The 16,757-nt window shown below is 69.1% G+C and carries 12 protein-coding genes; 11 read left to right on the forward strand and 1 reads right to left on the reverse strand.

Features of this window, described 5'->3' with window-relative positions; translation table 11 throughout:
* The first annotated feature begins 13 nt into the window (after positions 1 to 13).
* The 8 genes from E5S69_RS04855 to E5S69_RS04890 all read left to right on the forward strand — a co-directional run bounded on the left by E5S69_RS04855 (position 14) and on the right by E5S69_RS04890 (position 11,902).
* Complete coding sequence (locus tag E5S69_RS04855) at positions 14 to 1,147, forward strand: 2-aminoethylphosphonate--pyruvate transaminase (RefSeq protein ID WP_171513851.1); 1,134 nt, start codon at positions 14 to 16, stop codon at positions 1,145 to 1,147.
* A 116-nt stretch (positions 1,148 to 1,263) separates the two neighbouring features.
* Positions 1,264 to 2,115 carry an EamA family transporter gene (locus E5S69_RS04860; RefSeq protein WP_171513852.1) on the forward strand — a complete coding sequence of 284 codons (852 nt, stop codon included), beginning with the start codon at positions 1,264 to 1,266 and terminating at the stop codon, positions 2,113 to 2,115.
* A 91-nt stretch (positions 2,116 to 2,206) separates the two neighbouring features.
* Positions 2,207 to 4,705, forward strand: coding sequence for a GcvT family protein (locus E5S69_RS04865; protein WP_171513853.1), 2,499 nt, complete (start codon positions 2,207 to 2,209; stop codon positions 4,703 to 4,705).
* 317 nt (positions 4,706 to 5,022) lie between these two features.
* Positions 5,023 to 7,857 carry a xanthine dehydrogenase family protein molybdopterin-binding subunit gene (locus E5S69_RS04870; protein ID WP_171513854.1) on the forward strand — a complete coding sequence of 945 codons (2,835 nt, stop codon included), beginning with the start codon at positions 5,023 to 5,025 and terminating at the stop codon, positions 7,855 to 7,857.
* On the forward strand, positions 7,854 to 8,414 hold the full coding sequence (locus E5S69_RS04875) for a (2Fe-2S)-binding protein (protein WP_171513855.1): 561 nt from the start codon (positions 7,854 to 7,856) through the stop codon (positions 8,412 to 8,414). The genes E5S69_RS04870 and E5S69_RS04875 overlap by 4 nt, the downstream gene beginning before the upstream one ends.
* Positions 8,414 to 9,697, forward strand: a complete 1,284-nt coding sequence (locus E5S69_RS04880; RefSeq protein ID WP_171513856.1) for a cytochrome c — start codon at positions 8,414 to 8,416, stop codon at positions 9,695 to 9,697. The genes E5S69_RS04875 and E5S69_RS04880 overlap by 1 nt, the downstream gene beginning before the upstream one ends.
* Positions 9,698 to 9,977: 280 nt before the next feature.
* On the forward strand, positions 9,978 to 11,498 hold the full coding sequence (adh, locus tag E5S69_RS04885) for an aldehyde dehydrogenase (RefSeq protein ID WP_171513857.1): 1,521 nt from the start codon (positions 9,978 to 9,980) through the stop codon (positions 11,496 to 11,498).
* A gap of 2 nt (positions 11,499 to 11,500) precedes the next feature.
* Positions 11,501 to 11,902: a DUF779 domain-containing protein gene (locus tag E5S69_RS04890; protein WP_171513858.1), complete on the forward strand. Its 402-nt coding sequence runs from the start codon at positions 11,501 to 11,503 to the stop codon at positions 11,900 to 11,902.
* A gap of 37 nt (positions 11,903 to 11,939) precedes the next feature.
* Here E5S69_RS04890 and E5S69_RS04895 read toward each other — a convergent pair whose 3' ends face one another.
* A complete protein-coding gene (locus E5S69_RS04895) occupies positions 11,940 to 12,182 on the reverse strand; it encodes a hypothetical protein (protein ID WP_171513859.1) in 243 nt (80 codons plus the stop codon).
* Between the two features lie 190 nt (positions 12,183 to 12,372).
* Here E5S69_RS04895 and E5S69_RS04900 point away from each other — a divergent pair, with 190 nt between their 5' ends.
* The 3 genes from E5S69_RS04900 to E5S69_RS04910 are packed head-to-tail and all read left to right on the forward strand — an operon-like array spanning position 12,373 to position 16,748.
* Positions 12,373 to 13,323 carry an alpha/beta hydrolase gene (locus E5S69_RS04900; RefSeq protein ID WP_171513860.1) on the forward strand — a complete coding sequence of 317 codons (951 nt, stop codon included), beginning with the start codon at positions 12,373 to 12,375 and terminating at the stop codon, positions 13,321 to 13,323.
* Between the two features lie 32 nt (positions 13,324 to 13,355).
* On the forward strand, positions 13,356 to 15,458 hold the full coding sequence (locus tag E5S69_RS04905; protein WP_171513861.1) for a penicillin-binding protein 1A: 2,103 nt from the start codon (positions 13,356 to 13,358) through the stop codon (positions 15,456 to 15,458).
* 36 nt (positions 15,459 to 15,494) lie between these two features.
* Positions 15,495 to 16,748, forward strand: coding sequence for an arsenic transporter (locus tag E5S69_RS04910; RefSeq protein WP_171513934.1), 1,254 nt, complete (start codon positions 15,495 to 15,497; stop codon positions 16,746 to 16,748).
* Positions 16,749 to 16,757 lie beyond the last annotated feature (9 nt).

Here is a 16,757-nt window from a genome sequence, read left to right on the forward strand (position 1 = left end):
TCAGGAGCTCACCATGATCCGCGGCAACGACCCGATCCTTCTGACCCCCGGCCCCCTGACCACCTCGCTCGCGACCAAGCAGGCCATGCTGCGCGACTGGGGCTCGTGGGACGCCGCCTTCAACGCCATCACGCGCAGCCTGTGCGACGATCTGGTGCGCATCGTCCACGGCGAAGGCACCCATGTCTGCGTGCCGATGCAGGGCAGCGGCACCTTCTCGGTGGAAGCAGCGATCGCCAACGTGGTGCCGCGCGACGGCAAGGTGCTGGTGCCGCAGAACGGCGCCTACTGCCAGCGCATCCTGAAGATCTGCAAGGTGCTGGGGCGCCCCAGCGTGGAACTGCCGATTCCGGAAGACCAGCCCGCCAGCGCCGCGCTGATCGAAGAGGCGCTGCGGCGCGACCCGTCGATCACGCACGTGGCACAGGTGCACTGCGAGACCGGCGCCGGCGTGCTCAACCCGCTGCAGGACATCGCCCTGCTGTGCCAGCGGCTGGGCAAGGGCCTGATCGTCGATGCCATGAGCTCGTTCGGCGCGATCGAGATCGATGCCCGCACCATGCCGTTCGACGCGCTGGTGGCCGCCACCGGCAAGTGCATCGAGGGCGTGCCCGGCATGGGCTTCGTGCTGATGAGGCAGGACGTGCTGGAAGCCAGCCAGGGCAACAGCCACTCGCTGGCGCTCGACCTCTACGACCAGTATGTCTACATGCAGAAGACCACCCAGTGGCGCTTCACGCCGCCCACGCACGTAGTCGCGGCGTTCCGCGCGGCGCTGGACCAGTTCCTGGAGGAAGGCGGCCAGCCGGTGCGCGGCGCGCGCTACCGCCGCAACTGCGACACGCTGGTGCAAGGCATGGCGGCGCTGGGCTTCCGCGCCTTCCTGCCGGCGGCGGTACAGGCGCCGATCATCGTCACCTTCCATGCGCCGGCGGATGCGCGCTATGACTTCAAGACGTTCTACAGCAAGGTGCGCGAGCGCGGCTACATCCTGTATCCGGGCAAGCTGACCCAGGTGGAAACCTTCCGCGTGGGCTGCATCGGCGCCATCGACGACAACGAGATGCGCAACGTGGTGACGGCGATCGGGGAAGTGCTGCGGGAAATGGGGATCGCAATGCAGGCGCCGCTGGCGGAGGCAGCATGACAACAAGCTAGTTCTCCCACGCTAGCAGCAAGCTCTCCTCTCCCGCGCGCGGGAGAGGGGAGCAAACCGGTGGGGCGTGCCAACGCACCAGCAGACCACAAGAACAACCTCTTTTCATGTCCCTCCCCCCCGATTTCCACGGCCTCGCCTTTGCCGCCGTGATGCTGTCGGCGCTGATGCACGCGTCGTGGAACGCCATCGTCAAGATAGGCGGCGACCGCCTCTCGTCGATGGCGCTGATCGACACCTTCTGCCTGCTGGTGGCCCTGCCCTTCCTGTTCCTGGTGCATCCGCCCGCGCCCCAGGTGTGGCCGTTCCTGCTGGCCACGGTGGCGCTTGAGGTGGTCTACAAGCTGTCGCTGGTGGCCGCCTACAACCGCGGCGACTTCAGCCAGGCCTATCCGCTGATGCGCGGCTCGGCGCCGATGATGGTGGCGATCCTGCTGTTGCTGACCGGCAGCGAACGGCTGGGGCCAGGCGGCTATGCCGGCATCGCGCTCATTTGCTGCGGCCTGGTCAGCCTGGTGCACTGGCGCCGGCAGCCGGCAGACCTGCTCGGCTTTGCGCTGCTGGCCGGGGCCTGCCTGGCGGGCGGCACCGTGATCGACGGCACCGCGGTCAAGCGCCATGGCGAGGTCCTGACCTACATCGTCTGGCTGCAGGCGATGTCGCATGTGTTCATGCCCAGCTATGCCTTTGCCCGGCGCGGCATGGCGCTGGTGGCGCTGCTGCGCACGGAGTGGAAGCGCGCGTGGATCGGCGGCGTCAACCGCGTGGGCTCTTATGCGCTGATGCTGTGGGCGATGACCATGGCACCGGTGGCCAAGCTGGCGGCGCTGCGCGAGTCGAGCGTGATTTTCGCCGCGCTGCTGGGATATTTCTTGCTGCGCGAGGCCTTCGACCGCCGCCGCGTGGTGGCGACCGCGTTCGTGCTGCTGGGCATCGTGACACTGCAATTGGCACGATAAACCGCATGTTGCTTTTTGCGTTGTTTATTGGCGTTTTGTGGCATACCATGGCACGCATCTCCCACCGCTTTCGCCCTGCGCGTTGACCACCATGTCCCCTGCCATTCCCTCCCAAACCCGCATCGTCATCATCGGCGGCGGCATCATCGGTTGCAGCGTGGCCTACCACCTGACCAAGCTGGGCTGGACCGATGTCGTGCTGCTGGAACAAGGGCAACTGTCGTGCGGCACCACCTGGCACGCCGCCGGCCTGGTCGGTCAGCTACGCTCGCAGGAAAGCATGACCCGGCTGATCCGCTACTCCACGCAGCTGTACAGCGAACTGGAAGCGGAAACGGGCTTGGGCACCGGCTGGAAGCAATGCGGTTCGCTGTCGGTGGCGCGCACCGCGGAGCGCATGACGCAACTGCGCCGCACCGCGGCGGTGGCGCGCGCCTATGGGGTGGAATGCGAGGTGATTTCGCCCGCCCAGGCCGGCGAGCTGTGGCCGGCGATGCGCACCGACGACCTGCTGGGCGCGGTGTGGCTGCCGGGCGACGGCAAGGCCAACCCGACCGACCTGACGCAGGCGCTGGCACGTGGCGCGCGCAGCCGCGGCGCCCGCATTGCGCAAGACACGAAGATTACCGCGGTCCATACCCGCGATGGCCGCGCCACCGGCGTCAGCTGGCGCAACAAGGCCGGCGACGAAGGCCGCATCGAAGCGGAGATCGTGGTCAATTGCGCGGGGCAGTGGGCGCGCCAGGTGGGGCAGATGTGCGGCGTGACCGTGCCGCTGCACTCAGCCGAGCACTACTACATCGTCACCGAGCGCATTGCCGGCGTGCACCCTGACCTGCCGGTGATGCGCGACCCAGATGGCTTTATCTACTTCAAGGAGGAAGTGGGCGGGCTGGTGATGGGCGGTTTCGAGCCGGACGCCAAACCGTGGGGCATGCAGGGCATTCCCGAACCGTTCGAGTTCCAGCTGCTGCCCGATGACTGGGACCAGTTCCAGATCCTGATGGAAAACGCGCTGGTGCGCGTGCCGGCGCTGGAAACCGCGCAGGTAAAGCAGTTCTACAACGGGCCGGAATCCTTCACGCCGGACAACAACTTCATCCTTGGCGAAGCGCCCGAGCTGCGCAATTTCTACGTCGGCGCGGGCTTCAACTCGATGGGCATCGCCTCAGCCGGCGGCGCCGGCATGGCGCTGGCCGAATGGATCGTTGCGGGCGAGCCGACCATGGACCTGTGGCCGGTCGATATCCGCCGCTTCGCCGGCTTCAACGGCAACCAGCGCTGGCTGCACGACCGCATCAAGGAAACCCTCGGGCTGCATTACGCGATGCCATGGCCGAATCGCGAACTGGAAACCGCGCGGCCATTCCGCCGCTCGCCGCTGTATGCGCACCTGCGCGATGCCGGCGCCAGTTTCGGCAGCAAGATGGGCTGGGAGCGACCCAACTTCTTCGCGCCGCCGGGCCCGTCGCCGCAGATCGCGCCGCAGATCGAATACGCCTTCGGCCAGCAGAACTGGCTGCCATGGAGCGGCGCCGAACACCGCGCCTGCCGCGAAGGCGTGGCGCTGTTCGACATGAGCTCGTTCTCCAAGTACCTGGTCAAGGGCGCCGATGCCGAGGCGGTGCTGCAGTACGTGATGAGCAATGACGTGGCGGTGCCGCCGGGGCAAACCGTCTACACCGCCATGCTCAACGAGCGCGGCACCTATGAGTCCGACCTGACCGTGACCCGGCTGGCGCACGACCAGTACCTGGTGGTGACCGGCTCGGCGCAGGCCACGCGCGACTTCAGCTATATCGAGCGGCTGATCCCAGGCGACCAGCGCTGCGTGATCGTCGATGTCACCGGCCAGTACGCAGTGCTGGCGGTGATGGGGCCGCGCTCGCGCGAACTGCTGCAGCGGGTGTCGCGCGCGGATTTCTCCAATGACGGTTTTCCCTTCGGCAGCTCGCGCGAGATCGACCTCGGCTATGCCACCGTGCGCGCGACGCGGCTGACCTATGTGGGCGAGCTGGGCTGGGAGCTGTACGTGCCGGTGGAATTCGCGGTGGGCGTGTACGAGACGCTGCACGAGGCGGGCCGCACGCTCGGGGTGGTCAACGCCGGCTACTACGCGATCGAGTCGCTGCGGCTGGAAAAAGGCTACCGCGCCTGGGGCCGCGAGCTGTCGCCATCGGTCAACCCGTTCGAGGCGGGACTGTCGTTCGCCTGCAAGCTGGCCAGCGGCATCGATTTCCGCGGCCGCGAGGCGCTGCTGCGGCTGCGCCAGGCGGGCGCGCCCGCGCGGCGCATGGTGGTGGTAACGGTGGACGGCGCCAGCGATGCCATGCTGTGGGGCGGCGAAGCCGTGCTGCGCACCGGCCCCGATGGCAGCACGCGCGCAGTGGGATCGCTCAGTTCCGCCGCGTTCGGCCATACCCTGGGCTGCCCCGTCGGCATGGCCTTGCTGGCTCGCGAGGACGGGCCGGCCGATGCGGCGTGGCTGGAAGCCGGCACCTATCACGTCGACCTGGCCGGCGCCCTGCTGCCCGCGCGCGTGCACCTGCGCGCGCCCTACGATCCGGCATCGGCGCGGCCGAAGGCCTGAACCCGCGGCCGGGCGGTAGACATTCGCGCCGGCTGATAACCATTATTCAAGGCCCCGCCTTGAGGTAAACCCTAGGCCACGGCGACAATCGCGGGGGTCAGCGCAGCCGTTCAGCGCCAGGACCATGACAACCATGCCCCGCCCCGATTCACCCGCGCCGCAGCCGTAGTGACTGGCGGCACGCCATGCCCTGCAGCGGCCGCACCATCGCGGCCGCGCTCCCTGAACACCTGAACCGTATCCGCGCCAGCTCACCCAGGCTGGCCCGCGGATGGCTGCCCTTGCCGCGCAATCTTGCGCAATCCCCAAGGAAACCCATGCCCAGCTTCAACCCTTCACGACGCACCTTTATCAAAGCCAGCGTCGTGGCCGGGGTGTCGGTCTATATCGCGCCCCTCGGCGGCAAGGCTTTCGCGGCCTTGTTCGAAGACAAGATCCTGACCCCCGTGCAGTGGGACGCCAAGGCCGGCGCCCCCAGATTCCGTATCGACGGCATCGCCAAGGTCACGGGCGCCAAGGTGTTCGCGCGCGATATCCGCTCGCGCGACATGCCGCACTGGCCCCAGCAGCAGTCGCACGCCTTCATCTTGCGCGCAACCCGGGCCGACCGCCGCTATGAAGGCTTCGACCTCGGCGTGCTGGGCGACGAACTCAGGCCAGACCGTGTCGTCACCGCCGCCGACCTGGCACGCGACGCCGTCGCCTTCCCCGCCTTCTACGGCGACGACATGCTGCTGCCCGCCGGCAAGACGCCCGCCTACCTCGGCCATGCGGTGGCGATCCTGATCTACCACGACTTCGCGCGCTTCCGCTTTGCCAAGGACAAGCTCAAGTTCCGCGACGATGTGATCCGCTACGGCGAGCCAACCGGCCCGCTGGAACGCGACCCGTGGGGCACCTTCCGATTCGTGCGCGTGGGCGGCGCCACGCCCTACGCGGACGACGTGTTTTCCAGCCTGAAAGACGCGCCGGTGTTCCCCAGCATGATGCGCAAGCACCAGCCGGTATGGCCGGACGGCAAGGACCACGGCCAGCTCGGCCAGCAGGGCATGTACCACGCCGGCCAGATCCGCGCGCAACTGGCCAGCCCGTCCGATGACTGGCTGGTGCTGGAGCGCGAGTACCAGTCGCAGTCGGTCGACACCGCCGCGCTGGAACCCGACAACGCCAACTGCTGGTACGACCCGTCCACGCAGGCGCTGCACCTGGTGGTGCCGACGCAATCGCCGATCGAAGTCGGCGAGAGCGCGGCCGAGATGCTGGCGAAGGCCAAGGGCGCGTTCCCGGTGAAGCAGGTGTTCCTGCACCCCTGCTATACGGTCGGCTACGGCTCCAAGGACCACTACAACTTCCCGTTCTACGGCCTGGTCACGGCGCTTTACGCCGACGGCAAGCCGGTGCGGCTGGCCAACGACCGCTTCGAGCAGTTCCAGACTTCGATCAAGCGGCATGCCTTCAGGATGCGCTACCGCATCGCGGTCGACAAGAAGACCGGCCTGTTCCAGGCCTTCCAGGGCGACCTGGAGGCCAACGGCGGCGGGCGCGCCAACTTCTCGCCGTCGGTGGCGATGGTCGGCGCCACCGCGGCGCAATCGATCTACTACTTCCCGAAGAACGACCTGACCGCCGTGGCGCTCGCCTCGCGCGCCGTCGACGCAGGCTCGGCGCGCGGCTACGGCACGCTGCAGAGCATGGCCGCGACCGAGATGATGGTCGACGAGTTCGCCGAGCAGCTGAAGCTGGACCCGATCGAGTTCCGGCTGAAGAACGCGCTGCGCTCGGGCATGAAGAATACGCAAGGCGCGATTCCCGCCGGCGCGATCCGCGTCGACGAGGTGCTCGAAGCGGCCCGGGCCTATCCGCTGTGGACGCAACGCGCCACCAAGAAGACGGAATATGAGTCCGCCAACCCTGGCCGCCGCTATGGGGTGGGCTTTGCCTGCGTGCAGAAGGACTTCGGCACCGGCGCGGAAGCGTCGTTCGCCAAGGTCGAGCTGAAGGCCGACGGCAGCATCGTGCTGCATCACTCCGGCGCCGAGATCGGCACCGGCATGTCGACCTCGCAGGCCGCCGCGGTGGCGCGCTGGCTGGGCAAGCCGGCGGGCGAGGTGCGCACCTCCGTCACCGACTGGGCCGACCTGCCGGTGACCACCTCGGGCGATCCCTACCTGATGAGCCAGGCCGAGCAGGACAAGCTGTCGGCCAACCCGCGCTGGTCGCCGACCTATGCGTCGCCGGCCAGCGCCACCAACTCGGCCTACTACTTCACGCACAGCACGCGCGAGGCCGCGCGCGTCATCTTCATGCACGGCCTGTGGCCGGCGGCGCTGGCGATCTGGCGCCAGGGCATCGGCGGCGGCCAGGCGGCCTCGCTGGTGGTCCGCGTGGAAGACGCGCGCTGGGTCGACGGCAAGCTGAGCGCCGGCGGGCTGCAGGCGCTGCCGTTCGAACAGGTCGCCGCCAAGGCGCACGAGCTGGGCCTGGTGACCGGCGCCACCGTGCACGTGTTCAACCGCTGGCAGTGGAGTGAAGCCGATTTCGACATCAACGGGCAGGCCGCGCGCCTGCCGGTGGACGGCCTCTCGGTGCGCTACGGCGACGGTGCCGATGCCGCGCGCAAGGCGCGCATGCGCACCCCGGGCGGCTGGCATGTGCTGGATCGCAGCAAGGTCTATATCGCCCCGACACAGCGCAACAACGCCGCGGTGACCTACTACAGCGCGGTGGGCACCTTCGTCGAGCTGTCGGTGCACGAGGCCAGTGGCAAGGTGGACATCCTGTCGCACCACTCGATCATGGAGTGCGGCACGCAGCTGTCGCCGCAGCTGGTGTCCGGCCAGCTGCAGGGCGGCATTGCCATGGGCATCGGCCACGCGCTGCATGAATACCTGCCGCTCTACGAGGACGGTCCCGGCAACGGCACCTGGAACTTCAACCGCTACCACCTGCCGCGCGCCAGCGACGTGGCGGTGTGGACCCAGACCGGCACGGTGCTGCCGCCGGTCTCGGAAACCGACCCGCCCAAGGGCGTCGCCGAGGTGGTGATGATCCCGGTGGTGGGCGCCATCGTCAACGGCATTGCGCATGCCATCGGCCACCGCTTTACCGACCTGCCGGTGACGGCGGCCAAGATCCAGGAGGTACTGGCATGAGCATTGCCACCCAACCCATCACGCTCAACATCAATGGCAAGGACGTCGGCCCGGTCGACGTGCCCGAAGGCCTGATGATGATCGATTTCCTGCACGAGTACCTGGACCTGACCGGCTCGCGCCTGGGCTGCGGCCAGGGCATCTGCCACGCCTGCGTGGTGATCCACGACAAGCCCGACGGCACCAGCGAGGAAGTGCGCAGCTGCATCACCGGCGCGCACTGGTTCCAGGGCCGCAAGGTCCGCACCGTGGAAGGCCACGGCAGGCGCAACGCGCAAGGCGAGGTGGTCGAGCTGACGCCGGTGCAGCAGAAGTTCCTGGAGCATTTCAGCTTCCAGTGCGGCTACTGCACGCCGGGCTTCGTCAACGGCGCCACCATCCTGGTGGAAAAGCTCCAGCGCAACCCGGTGCCGAAAGAACAGGTCGAGGCCACCATCACCGAGGCCCTGGACGGCCATATCTGCCGCTGCACCGGCTACGTGCGCTACTACGAGGCGGTGAAGGACGTGATCACCAGCACGCCTGGCCTGATCCGGGACAGCGGGAGCGACAAGTGATGCAGCGCACGCCCCTGATGATGGCAACGCGCGCCGCGCTGGCAGCGATTGCCGCGGCCGCGATCATGGCCGGTTGCGGCAGCCGCACCGAAGCGATTCCTCCCGCCACCGACCACGCGCCCAAGGCGCAACTCTCCGCCACCGAGCAGATCGCGCGCGGCCGCTATCTGGTGCGCGCCGCGGACTGCGCCGCGTGCCATACCGCGCCGCAAGGCGCGCCGTTCGCCGGCGGCGTCGAGCTGGCCTCGCCGTTCGGCAAGTTCTACGGCACCAACATCACGCCGGACAAGACCCACGGCATCGGCAACTGGAGCGCCGACGACTTCTACCAGGCGCTGCATGACGGCAAGGCGCCGGGCAAGCAGCTCTATCCGGCGATGCCATACACCTCGTACCGCGGCCTGTCGCGCGCGGATGCCGATGCTATGTACGCCTACCTGATGCAGGTGAAGCCGGCCGCGGTGGCCAACCGTCCGCACGACCTGCAGTTCCCTTACAACCTGCGTTTCGCGCTGGCGGGCTGGAACCTGCTGTTCCTCGAGGACAAGCTGCCCGACGCCTCCACCGGCAATTCGGCGTCATGGCAGCGCGGCCGCTACCTGTCCAACGCGCTCGGCCATTGCGCCGAGTGCCACACGCCGCGCGCGGCCTTCGGCCGCCTGGACCTGTCGAAGCCGCTGGCCGGGGCCGCGCTGGCGCGCGTCGGCGCGCCCGACATCACGCCCGCCGGACTGGCCGCGCGCGGCTGGACCGCCAGCGACCTGCAGCAGTTCTTCGCCACCGGCATCGCGCCGCAAGGCTCGGCCTTTGGCGAGATGTACCCGGTGGTGCATCTGAGCAGCCAGTACCTGAACCCGGGCGACCTGGCCGCGATGAGCACCTACCTGCTGGGTGACCAGCCGCCCGCGCCGCAACCCGTGAAGACGGTGCACGCCGATGCCGCGCAGCTCGCCCCGGGGCGCCGCCATTACGTGGCGGTCTGCGCCGGCTGCCATGGCCGCGAGGGCGAAGGCAAGCCGCACGTGGCGGTGTCGATGGCCGGCAATTCGACGGTGCGCAACGCCGATGCACGCAACCTGATCGTGTCGATGCTCGATGGCATCGAGGCGCAGCGCTTTCCCGGCGTGGAAGCGATGCAGGACATGCCGGGCTTTGCCGCGCGCATGAGCGATGAGGAGCTCGCGCAACTGGCCAATTACCTGCGGGCTACGTGGGGCGGGCAGCCGGCCGATGTAAAGCCAGGCGATGTGAAGGCGCTGCGCGCGGCAGGGCGGGGGCATTAGGCGTACTGCCAGCCGCGCAAACCATCCCGCCCCTCTCGCTTAGCGAGAGAGGGCGGCCATGGCATGCGCTATCGCATCGCGGCGGCAGTACAGCGAGTGTTCCAATATGGAACAACCACTGTCACGCACTGGCACACCTGCGGCCCGATTTCCCGGCCGATGCTCGCTTCATCCCGCTTTTCCGCCCCCCGCTCCCCCCGGCACACCTCTTGCGATCTGCTCCCGTGCGCACGGCCCGGGCCGTGACGACACCACACAGATCCCTCGAACGGAGCGAGACATGAACATGGCGGAAATTGCCCAGCTGGGCGTCAGCAACCCCTACAAGCAGCAGTACGACAACTACATCGGCGGCCAGTGGGTGCCGCCCGCCGGCGGCGAGTACTTCGAGTCGATCACGCCGATCACCGGCAAGCCGTTCACGCGCGTGCCGCGCTCCGGCCAGCAGGACGTCGACGCCGCGCTGGATGCCGCGCACGCCGCCAAGGCCGCGTGGGCGGGCACTTCCACCACCGAGCGCGCCAACATCCTGAACCGCATTGCCGACCGCATCGAGGCCAACCTGAAGCTGCTGGCGGTGGCCGAGAGCATCGACAACGGCAAGCCGGTGCGCGAGACCAGCGCCGCCGACCTGCCGCTGGCGGTGGACCATTTCCGCTACTTCGCGGGCTGCATCCGCGCGCAGGAAGGCGGCATCTCCGAGATCGACGGCGACACCATCGCCTACCACTTCCATGAGCCGCTGGGCGTGGTCGGCCAGATCATCCCGTGGAACTTCCCGCTGCTGATGGCGACCTGGAAGCTGGCGCCGGCGCTGGCCGCCGGCAATTGCGTGGTACTGAAGCCCGCCGAGCAGACCCCCGCTTCGATCCTGGTGCTGATGGAAGTGATCGGCGACCTGCTGCCGCCGGGCGTGGTCAACGTGATCAACGGCTTCGGGCTGGAGGCCGGCAAGCCGCTGGCATCGAGCCCGCGCATCAGCAAGGTGGCATTCACCGGCGAGACCACCACCGGCCGGCTGATCATGCAGTACGCCTCGCAGAACCTGATCCCGGTCACGCTGGAACTGGGCGGCAAGTCGCCCAACATCTTCTTCGAAGACGTGCTCGCCGCCGACGACGCCTACTTCGACAAGGCGCTGGAAGGCTTTGCCATGTTCGCGCTGAACCAGGGCGAGGTCTGCACCTGCCCGTCGCGCGCGCTGATCCAGGAATCGATCTACGACCGCTTCATGGAGCGCGCGCTCAAGCGCGTCGCGGCGATCCGCCAGGGCCATCCGCTCGACACCGGCACCATGATCGGCGCGCAGGCGTCGGCCGAACAGCTGGAAAAGATCCTGTCGTACATCGACCTGGGCCGCAAGGAAGGCGCGCAGTGCCTTGCCGGCGGCGAGCGTAACGTGCTGGACGGCGACCTGGCGGGCGGCTACTACGTCAAGCCGACCGTCTTCGCCGGCCACAACAAGATGCGCATCTTCCAGGAAGAGATCTTCGGGCCGGTGGTCTCGGTTACCACCTTCAAGGATGAGGAGGAGGCGCTGGCTATCGCCAACGACACGCTCTACGGCCTTGGCGCCGGGGTCTGGACCCGTGACGGCGCGCGCGCGTTCCGCATGGGCCGCGGCATCCAGGCCGGGCGGGTGTGGACCAACTGCTATCACGCCTATCCCGCCCACGCCGCGTTCGGTGGCTACAAGCAGTCCGGCATCGGCCGCGAGAACCATCGCATGATGCTCGACCACTACCAGCAGACCAAGAACCTGCTGGTGAGCTACAGCCCCAACGCGCTCGGGTTCTTCTGACCATGGCGGGCCCGGACTCCGCGCGGGCTTCGGCGGCGGTCGCGCGCGTGGTGGCAACGCCGGCGGCGCTCGCGCTGATCGCCGAACTGGCCGCGCGGCACGGCCCACTGATGTTCCACCAGTCCGGCGGCTGCTGCGACGGCAGCGCGCCGATGTGCTATCCCGCCGGCGAGTTGCTGGTGGGCCCGGGCGATGTCTGCCTGGGCGAGATCGGCGGCGCCGCGTTCTACATGACGCGCGCGCAGTTCGAATACTGGCGCCACACGCGGCTGGTGATCGACGTGGTGCCGGGCGCGGGCGGCATGTTTTCGCTGGAGGGACGCACCGGCAGGCGGTTCCTGACGCGCTCGGAGCTGTTCAGCGACACAGAGGCCGCGTGGCTGGCGGAACAGCCGGAACCGTAATGCCGGGCGGTTCAGCGCCGCGGTTCAGCGCCGCGGTTCAGCGTTTCTCGTCGAGCAGGTCGTTGAGGATTTCGTCGAACGCGCCCTGGGCATCCTCCAGCGCCTGCAGCGCCGCGTCGAAGGTCTGCAGCGCCAGCTTCGACGGCTTGCCGCTGCCCTGCGGCGGATAGTGGGCCTGCAGCGCCGTGAAGGCGACCTGCACCTGCCGCGTGGCAGCGACCACGCGCTCCATCGCCTGCGCCTCTTCGGCGCGGTACTGCTCATGCTTCTGTTCGTTCATGCCGGTTGGCTCCCTGAAGGCGCGTCGTCTCGGTGGGGTGCGCACGCCTGAATGAGGCATATCGTACAAGAACTGCGCCGGCCGGCTTGCGCCGCGGCCACGCCGCCGGCAAAAATAAGGTAGGCTGCGCGGCTGGGCGGCAAGGCCTGCGCACACGCGCAACGCCTGGCCGCGGCCACTGATGAACGCCATGCCATTGAACACCCGCCGCGCGCTGGCAGCCGCGCTGATGACCGCCAGCGGCTTCGCCTGCTACTGGACCTACCTGACCCTGAACCAGGACCGGCTGCTGTTTGACGCGCGCCGGCGTCCGCCGCGCGACCTGCCCGACGGCATCATCGGCTATTCGCACCGGATCCCCGGTGGCGTGGTGCGCGGCTACATCTACCACGCCCCCGGCGATACCGTGCGCGACCTGTTGTTCTACCTGCCGGGCCGCGGCGAAGATGTGCTGGAAACGCTGCAATACGCGCGCTGGCTGCCTGCCGGCATGGCCTTCGCCACCTACGATTACCGCGGCCTGGGACATTCCGACGGCCGCCCGTCCGAGGGCGCCGCGGTCGCCGACGCCAGCCAGTTCCTGCTGCACGTGCGGCGTGTGTTTCCCGAAACCCGCGTGCACGTGGTGGGCCGCAGCCTGGGCACCGGCGTGGCGATCCAGCTGGCCGACCTGCAGGATTTCGAGAGCCTGCAGTTGATCACGCCTTACGACTCGCTGCTCGAACTGGTGCGCAAGCGCTTTCCGCTGGTGCCGCTGCGCCAGTTGATGCGCCATCACTTCGACTCGATCTCGCATTGCAAAAAGGTCGTGCAAAGCACCAAGGTGCTGCTGGCCGCGAGCGACGAAGTGGTGCCCCACGTCTGCTCGGAGCGGCTCATGGCGGCCTGGCCCGGCCCGGTGGCGCTGCAGACCGTGCCGGATACCGATCACTTCACCATCATCGAACGCGAGGAAACCTGGCTGGCGCTTTGCGAATTCGCCCGCCAGCACAGCCAGGCGCGCTTGCGCGTGGCGGCGGCCCAGCCCGAGCCGGCACCCGCGCAGCCCGCGGCGCGGCCGGCAGCGCCAGCCGCCGCGGCACCGCAGCCGGTCGACCATGATGAGCTGGGCAATCCGCTGCCGCTGGCTGCCAGCCGCTGATCCGGCCGGCCGCAGCGGGTAAAATGCGGCCCATGAAAAAATTCGCAGTCAAGGCAGGCGGCGCCGTGCTGGCGCTGGCTGCCGCCGGTGCCTTGCTGGCCGGCTTTGCCGCCGTGGTCAGCCTGCGGCAGCTTCCCCCCGTCGATGCGCTGCGCGACTACCGGCCCGATGTCCCGCTGCGCATCTACACCAGCGACAACGTCCAGATCGGCGAGTTCGGCAGCGAGCACCGCGAGTTCATCCCCTTCGAACAGATGCCGCGGCGCATGGTGCAGGCGCTGCTCGCGGCCGAGGACGACCAGTTCTACGAGCACGAGGGGGTCGACATCCCCGGCGTGTTCCGCGCCGCGCTGGCCAACCTCGGCCAGGGCTACGCCCAGGGCGCTTCCACCCTCACCATGCAGGTGGCGCGCGCCTTCTACCTGTCGCGCGAGAAGACGCTGGCGCGCAAATGGTATGAGATGCTGCTGGCCTGGCGCATCGACCACTCGCTATCCAAGGACCGCATCCTCGAGCTGTACATGAACCAGGTCTACCTGGGCGAGCATGCCTATGGCTTCGGCAGCGCCGCGCATGCCTACTTCGGCAAGCCGCTGGCTTCGCTGTCGCTGGCCGAGACCGCGATGCTGGCGGGCCTGCCGAAGGCGCCCTCGGCAATGAACCCGGTGGTCAATTTCGCGCGCGCCAAGCGGCGCCAGGAGTATGTGCTGGGACGCATGCTGGCGCTGGGCATGATCAGCCAGGACGATTACCGCGAGGCCCGCGCCGCGCGCCTGGCCATCACCGACGACAGCCCCGGCAGCTTTGCCGGCCATGCGGAGCATGTGGCCGAACTGGCGCGCCAGCTGGCGCGCGAGCGCTTTGGCGACGAGGCCTACACGCGCGGCCTGAACGTCTATACCACGGTGTCGTCGGTGCGCCAGACCCTGGCCTACGATGCCGTGCACGGTGGGCTGGAAGGCTATGCGCGCCGCCACCGCAAGTTCGTCAAGGACCTGTCGCAGGGCCCGCAGGCCGCGCTGGTCTCGCTCGACAGCAGCACCGGCGCAATCGAGGCCATGGTCGGCGGCGCCGATTTCGCCGCCAGCCGCTTCAACCACGCCACCCAGGCGCAGCGCCAGCCCGGCTCGACCTTCAAGCCCTTCATCTATGCCGCGGCGCTGGAGCGCGGCGTGTCGCCCGGCACGCTGGTCAACGACGCGCCGCTGCCCAATGGATCGCGCTGGCAGCCGTCCAACGACGACGGCCGCTTCGTCGGCCCCATCACCGTGCGCCAGGCACTGGCCGAATCGCGCAACCTACCGGCGATCCGCACGCTGCAGGCGATCGGCATCCCCTATGCGGTGGAATTCGCCAGCCGCTTCGGCTTCTCGCCCCGACGGTTGCCGCGCTACCTGCCGCTGGCGCTGGGCAGTGGCACCACCTCGCCGCTGCGCCTGGCCGCGGCCTACGGCGTGTTTGCCAACGGCGGCCACCGCATCGAGCCCTACCTGATCGCGCGCATCACCGACAGCGAAGGCAACGTGCTTTTCACCGCCGATCAGGAGGCGGGGGATCGTCCCGCGCCACCGTCGGTGATCAGCGCGCGCAATGCCTTCGTCATGGACAGCTTGCTGCGCAGCGTGGTCGACACCGGCACCGGCGCCGGCGTGCGCCGCTACCTGCGCCGCGACGACGTGGCCGGCAAGACCGGCACCACCAACGACTCGGTCGACGGCTGGTTCGCCGGCTATGCCGGCGGCGTGGTCACGGTGGCGTGGATGGGCTATGACGACAGCCGCAGCCTGGGCGAGCATGAGTTCGGCGCGACCACCGCGCTGCCAGTGTGGGCCGCCTACATGGAGGGCCGCCTGGCCGGCGTGCCGGTGGCCGACGCGCACGCGCCCGCCGGCGTGGTGCAGGCGGGCGGCGACTGGATCTACGCCGAGCATGCCGATGGCAGCCACGGCATCGCCGCGATCGGCTTCCCGCCGCCGGCCGCGCCTGCGCCAGCCAGCCCGCCACCGAGTGATCCGGTCGCCAGCAACCTGGGCGGCCCAGCCCCGACGGCTGCGGACGCGGCCGCGCCAACCCCCGTTACCAGCAACGCGCCAGGCGCCGCCACGCCGGCAGCGCCGGCCGACGCGCCGCTGTAGACTGCCGCTTCCACGATTTCCCTGCTGAATCCAATGTTGTCCAGCCACAGCCCGCTGCTGATCTGGTCGGTCGCCGCGCTGACCACCGCGGGCGTCCTGTTCCGCCCGTTCCGCCTGCCTGAAGCCTTCTGGGCTGCCGCCGGCGCCCTGCTGCTGTGTGCCACCGGCCTGATGGCGCTGCCCGACGCGTTCGCCGCGGTGCTGCGCGGCTACGACGTGTACCTGTTCCTGGCCGGCATGATGCTGATCTCGGAACTGGCGCGCAAAACCGGCCTGTTCGACCATGTAGCCGCGCTTGCGGTGCGGCAGGCGCGCGGCTCGGCGCCGCGGCTGTTTCTGCTGGTGTACGGCTTTGGCACGCTGGTGACGGCGTTCATGTCCAACGACGCTACCGCCGTGGTGCTGACACCCGCGGTGCTGGCCGCCACCCGCGCCGCGCGCGTGCGCCAGCCGCTGCCCTACCTGTACGCCTGCGCGTTTATCGCCAACGCCGCCAGCTTCGTGCTGCCGATCTCCAACCCCGCCAACCTGGTGATCTTTGGCGAGCGCATGCCGCCGCTGGCCGGCTGGCTGGCGAGCTTCGCGCTGCCGTCGCTGGCCGCGATCCTGGCCACGCTGGCGGCGCTGTGGTGGACCCAGCGCGCGGCGCTGGCCGAGCCCATCGCCGATGACGTGCCGGTGCCGCCGCTGTCGCGGCAGGCGTGGCTCAGCGCACTGGGCATCGTGCTGACCGGGCTGGTGCTGCTGGTGGCCTCGCTGCGCGGCAACGCGCTGGGCTGGCCCACCTGCGCCGCGGGCGTGGCCACGCTGCTGCTGGTTTGCGCCACCCGGCGCGAACTGCTGCTGCCGACGCTGCGCGAGGTCTCATGGAGTGTGCTGCCGATGGTGGCGGGCCTGTTCGTACTGGTGGCGGCGCTGGAGCAGACCGCGGCGATCGGGCACCTTGCCGACGCGGTCGCGGCCGCCTCGCGCGATGGCGGCGCGCTGGCACTGCTGGGCGTGGGCGCAGTGGTGGCGCTGGCGGGCAATGTCGCCAACAACCTCCCGGCCGGGCTGATCGCGGCCTCGGCGCTGGCGGCCGGGCAGGCCTCGCACGCGGTCAGCGGCGCGGTGCTGGTCGGCATCGACCTGGGCCCCAACCTGTCCGTCACCGGCTCGCTCGCCACGCTGCTGTGGCTCACGGCGCTGCGGCGCGAGGGGCATATGGTCAGCGCCGGCCAGTTCCTGCGCGTGGGCGCGGTGGTCATGCCGGCGGCAATGCTGCCGGCGCTGGCGCTGCTGCTGCTTTAGACGCGGCCT

This window comes from Cupriavidus necator (genome assembly GCF_013141915.1).
GTDB lineage: Bacteria > Pseudomonadota > Gammaproteobacteria > Burkholderiales > Burkholderiaceae > Cupriavidus > Cupriavidus necator_B.

Excerpts from the sequence above, each read along its gene's own strand:
- E5S69_RS04855 (WP_171513851.1), top strand. The coding sequence starts at position 14 with ATGATCCGCGGCAACGACCCGATCCTTCTGACCCCCGGCCCCCTGACC.
- E5S69_RS04860 (WP_171513852.1), top strand. The coding sequence starts at position 1,264 with ATGTCCCTCCCCCCCGATTTCCACGGCCTCGCCTTTGCCGCCGTGATG.
- E5S69_RS04865 (WP_171513853.1), top strand. The coding sequence starts at position 2,207 with ATGTCCCCTGCCATTCCCTCCCAAACCCGCATCGTCATCATCGGCGGC.
- E5S69_RS04870 (WP_171513854.1), top strand. The coding sequence starts at position 5,023 with ATGCCCAGCTTCAACCCTTCACGACGCACCTTTATCAAAGCCAGCGTC.
- E5S69_RS04875 (WP_171513855.1), top strand. The coding sequence starts at position 7,854 with ATGAGCATTGCCACCCAACCCATCACGCTCAACATCAATGGCAAGGAC.
- E5S69_RS04880 (WP_171513856.1), top strand. The coding sequence starts at position 8,414 with ATGCAGCGCACGCCCCTGATGATGGCAACGCGCGCCGCGCTGGCAGCG.
- adh (WP_171513857.1), top strand. The coding sequence starts at position 9,978 with ATGAACATGGCGGAAATTGCCCAGCTGGGCGTCAGCAACCCCTACAAG.
- E5S69_RS04890 (WP_171513858.1), top strand. The coding sequence starts at position 11,501 with ATGGCGGGCCCGGACTCCGCGCGGGCTTCGGCGGCGGTCGCGCGCGTG.
- E5S69_RS04895 (WP_171513859.1), bottom strand. The coding sequence starts at position 12,182 with ATGAACGAACAGAAGCATGAGCAGTACCGCGCCGAAGAGGCGCAGGCG.
- E5S69_RS04900 (WP_171513860.1), top strand. The coding sequence starts at position 12,373 with ATGCCATTGAACACCCGCCGCGCGCTGGCAGCCGCGCTGATGACCGCC.
- E5S69_RS04905 (WP_171513861.1), top strand. The coding sequence starts at position 13,356 with ATGAAAAAATTCGCAGTCAAGGCAGGCGGCGCCGTGCTGGCGCTGGCT.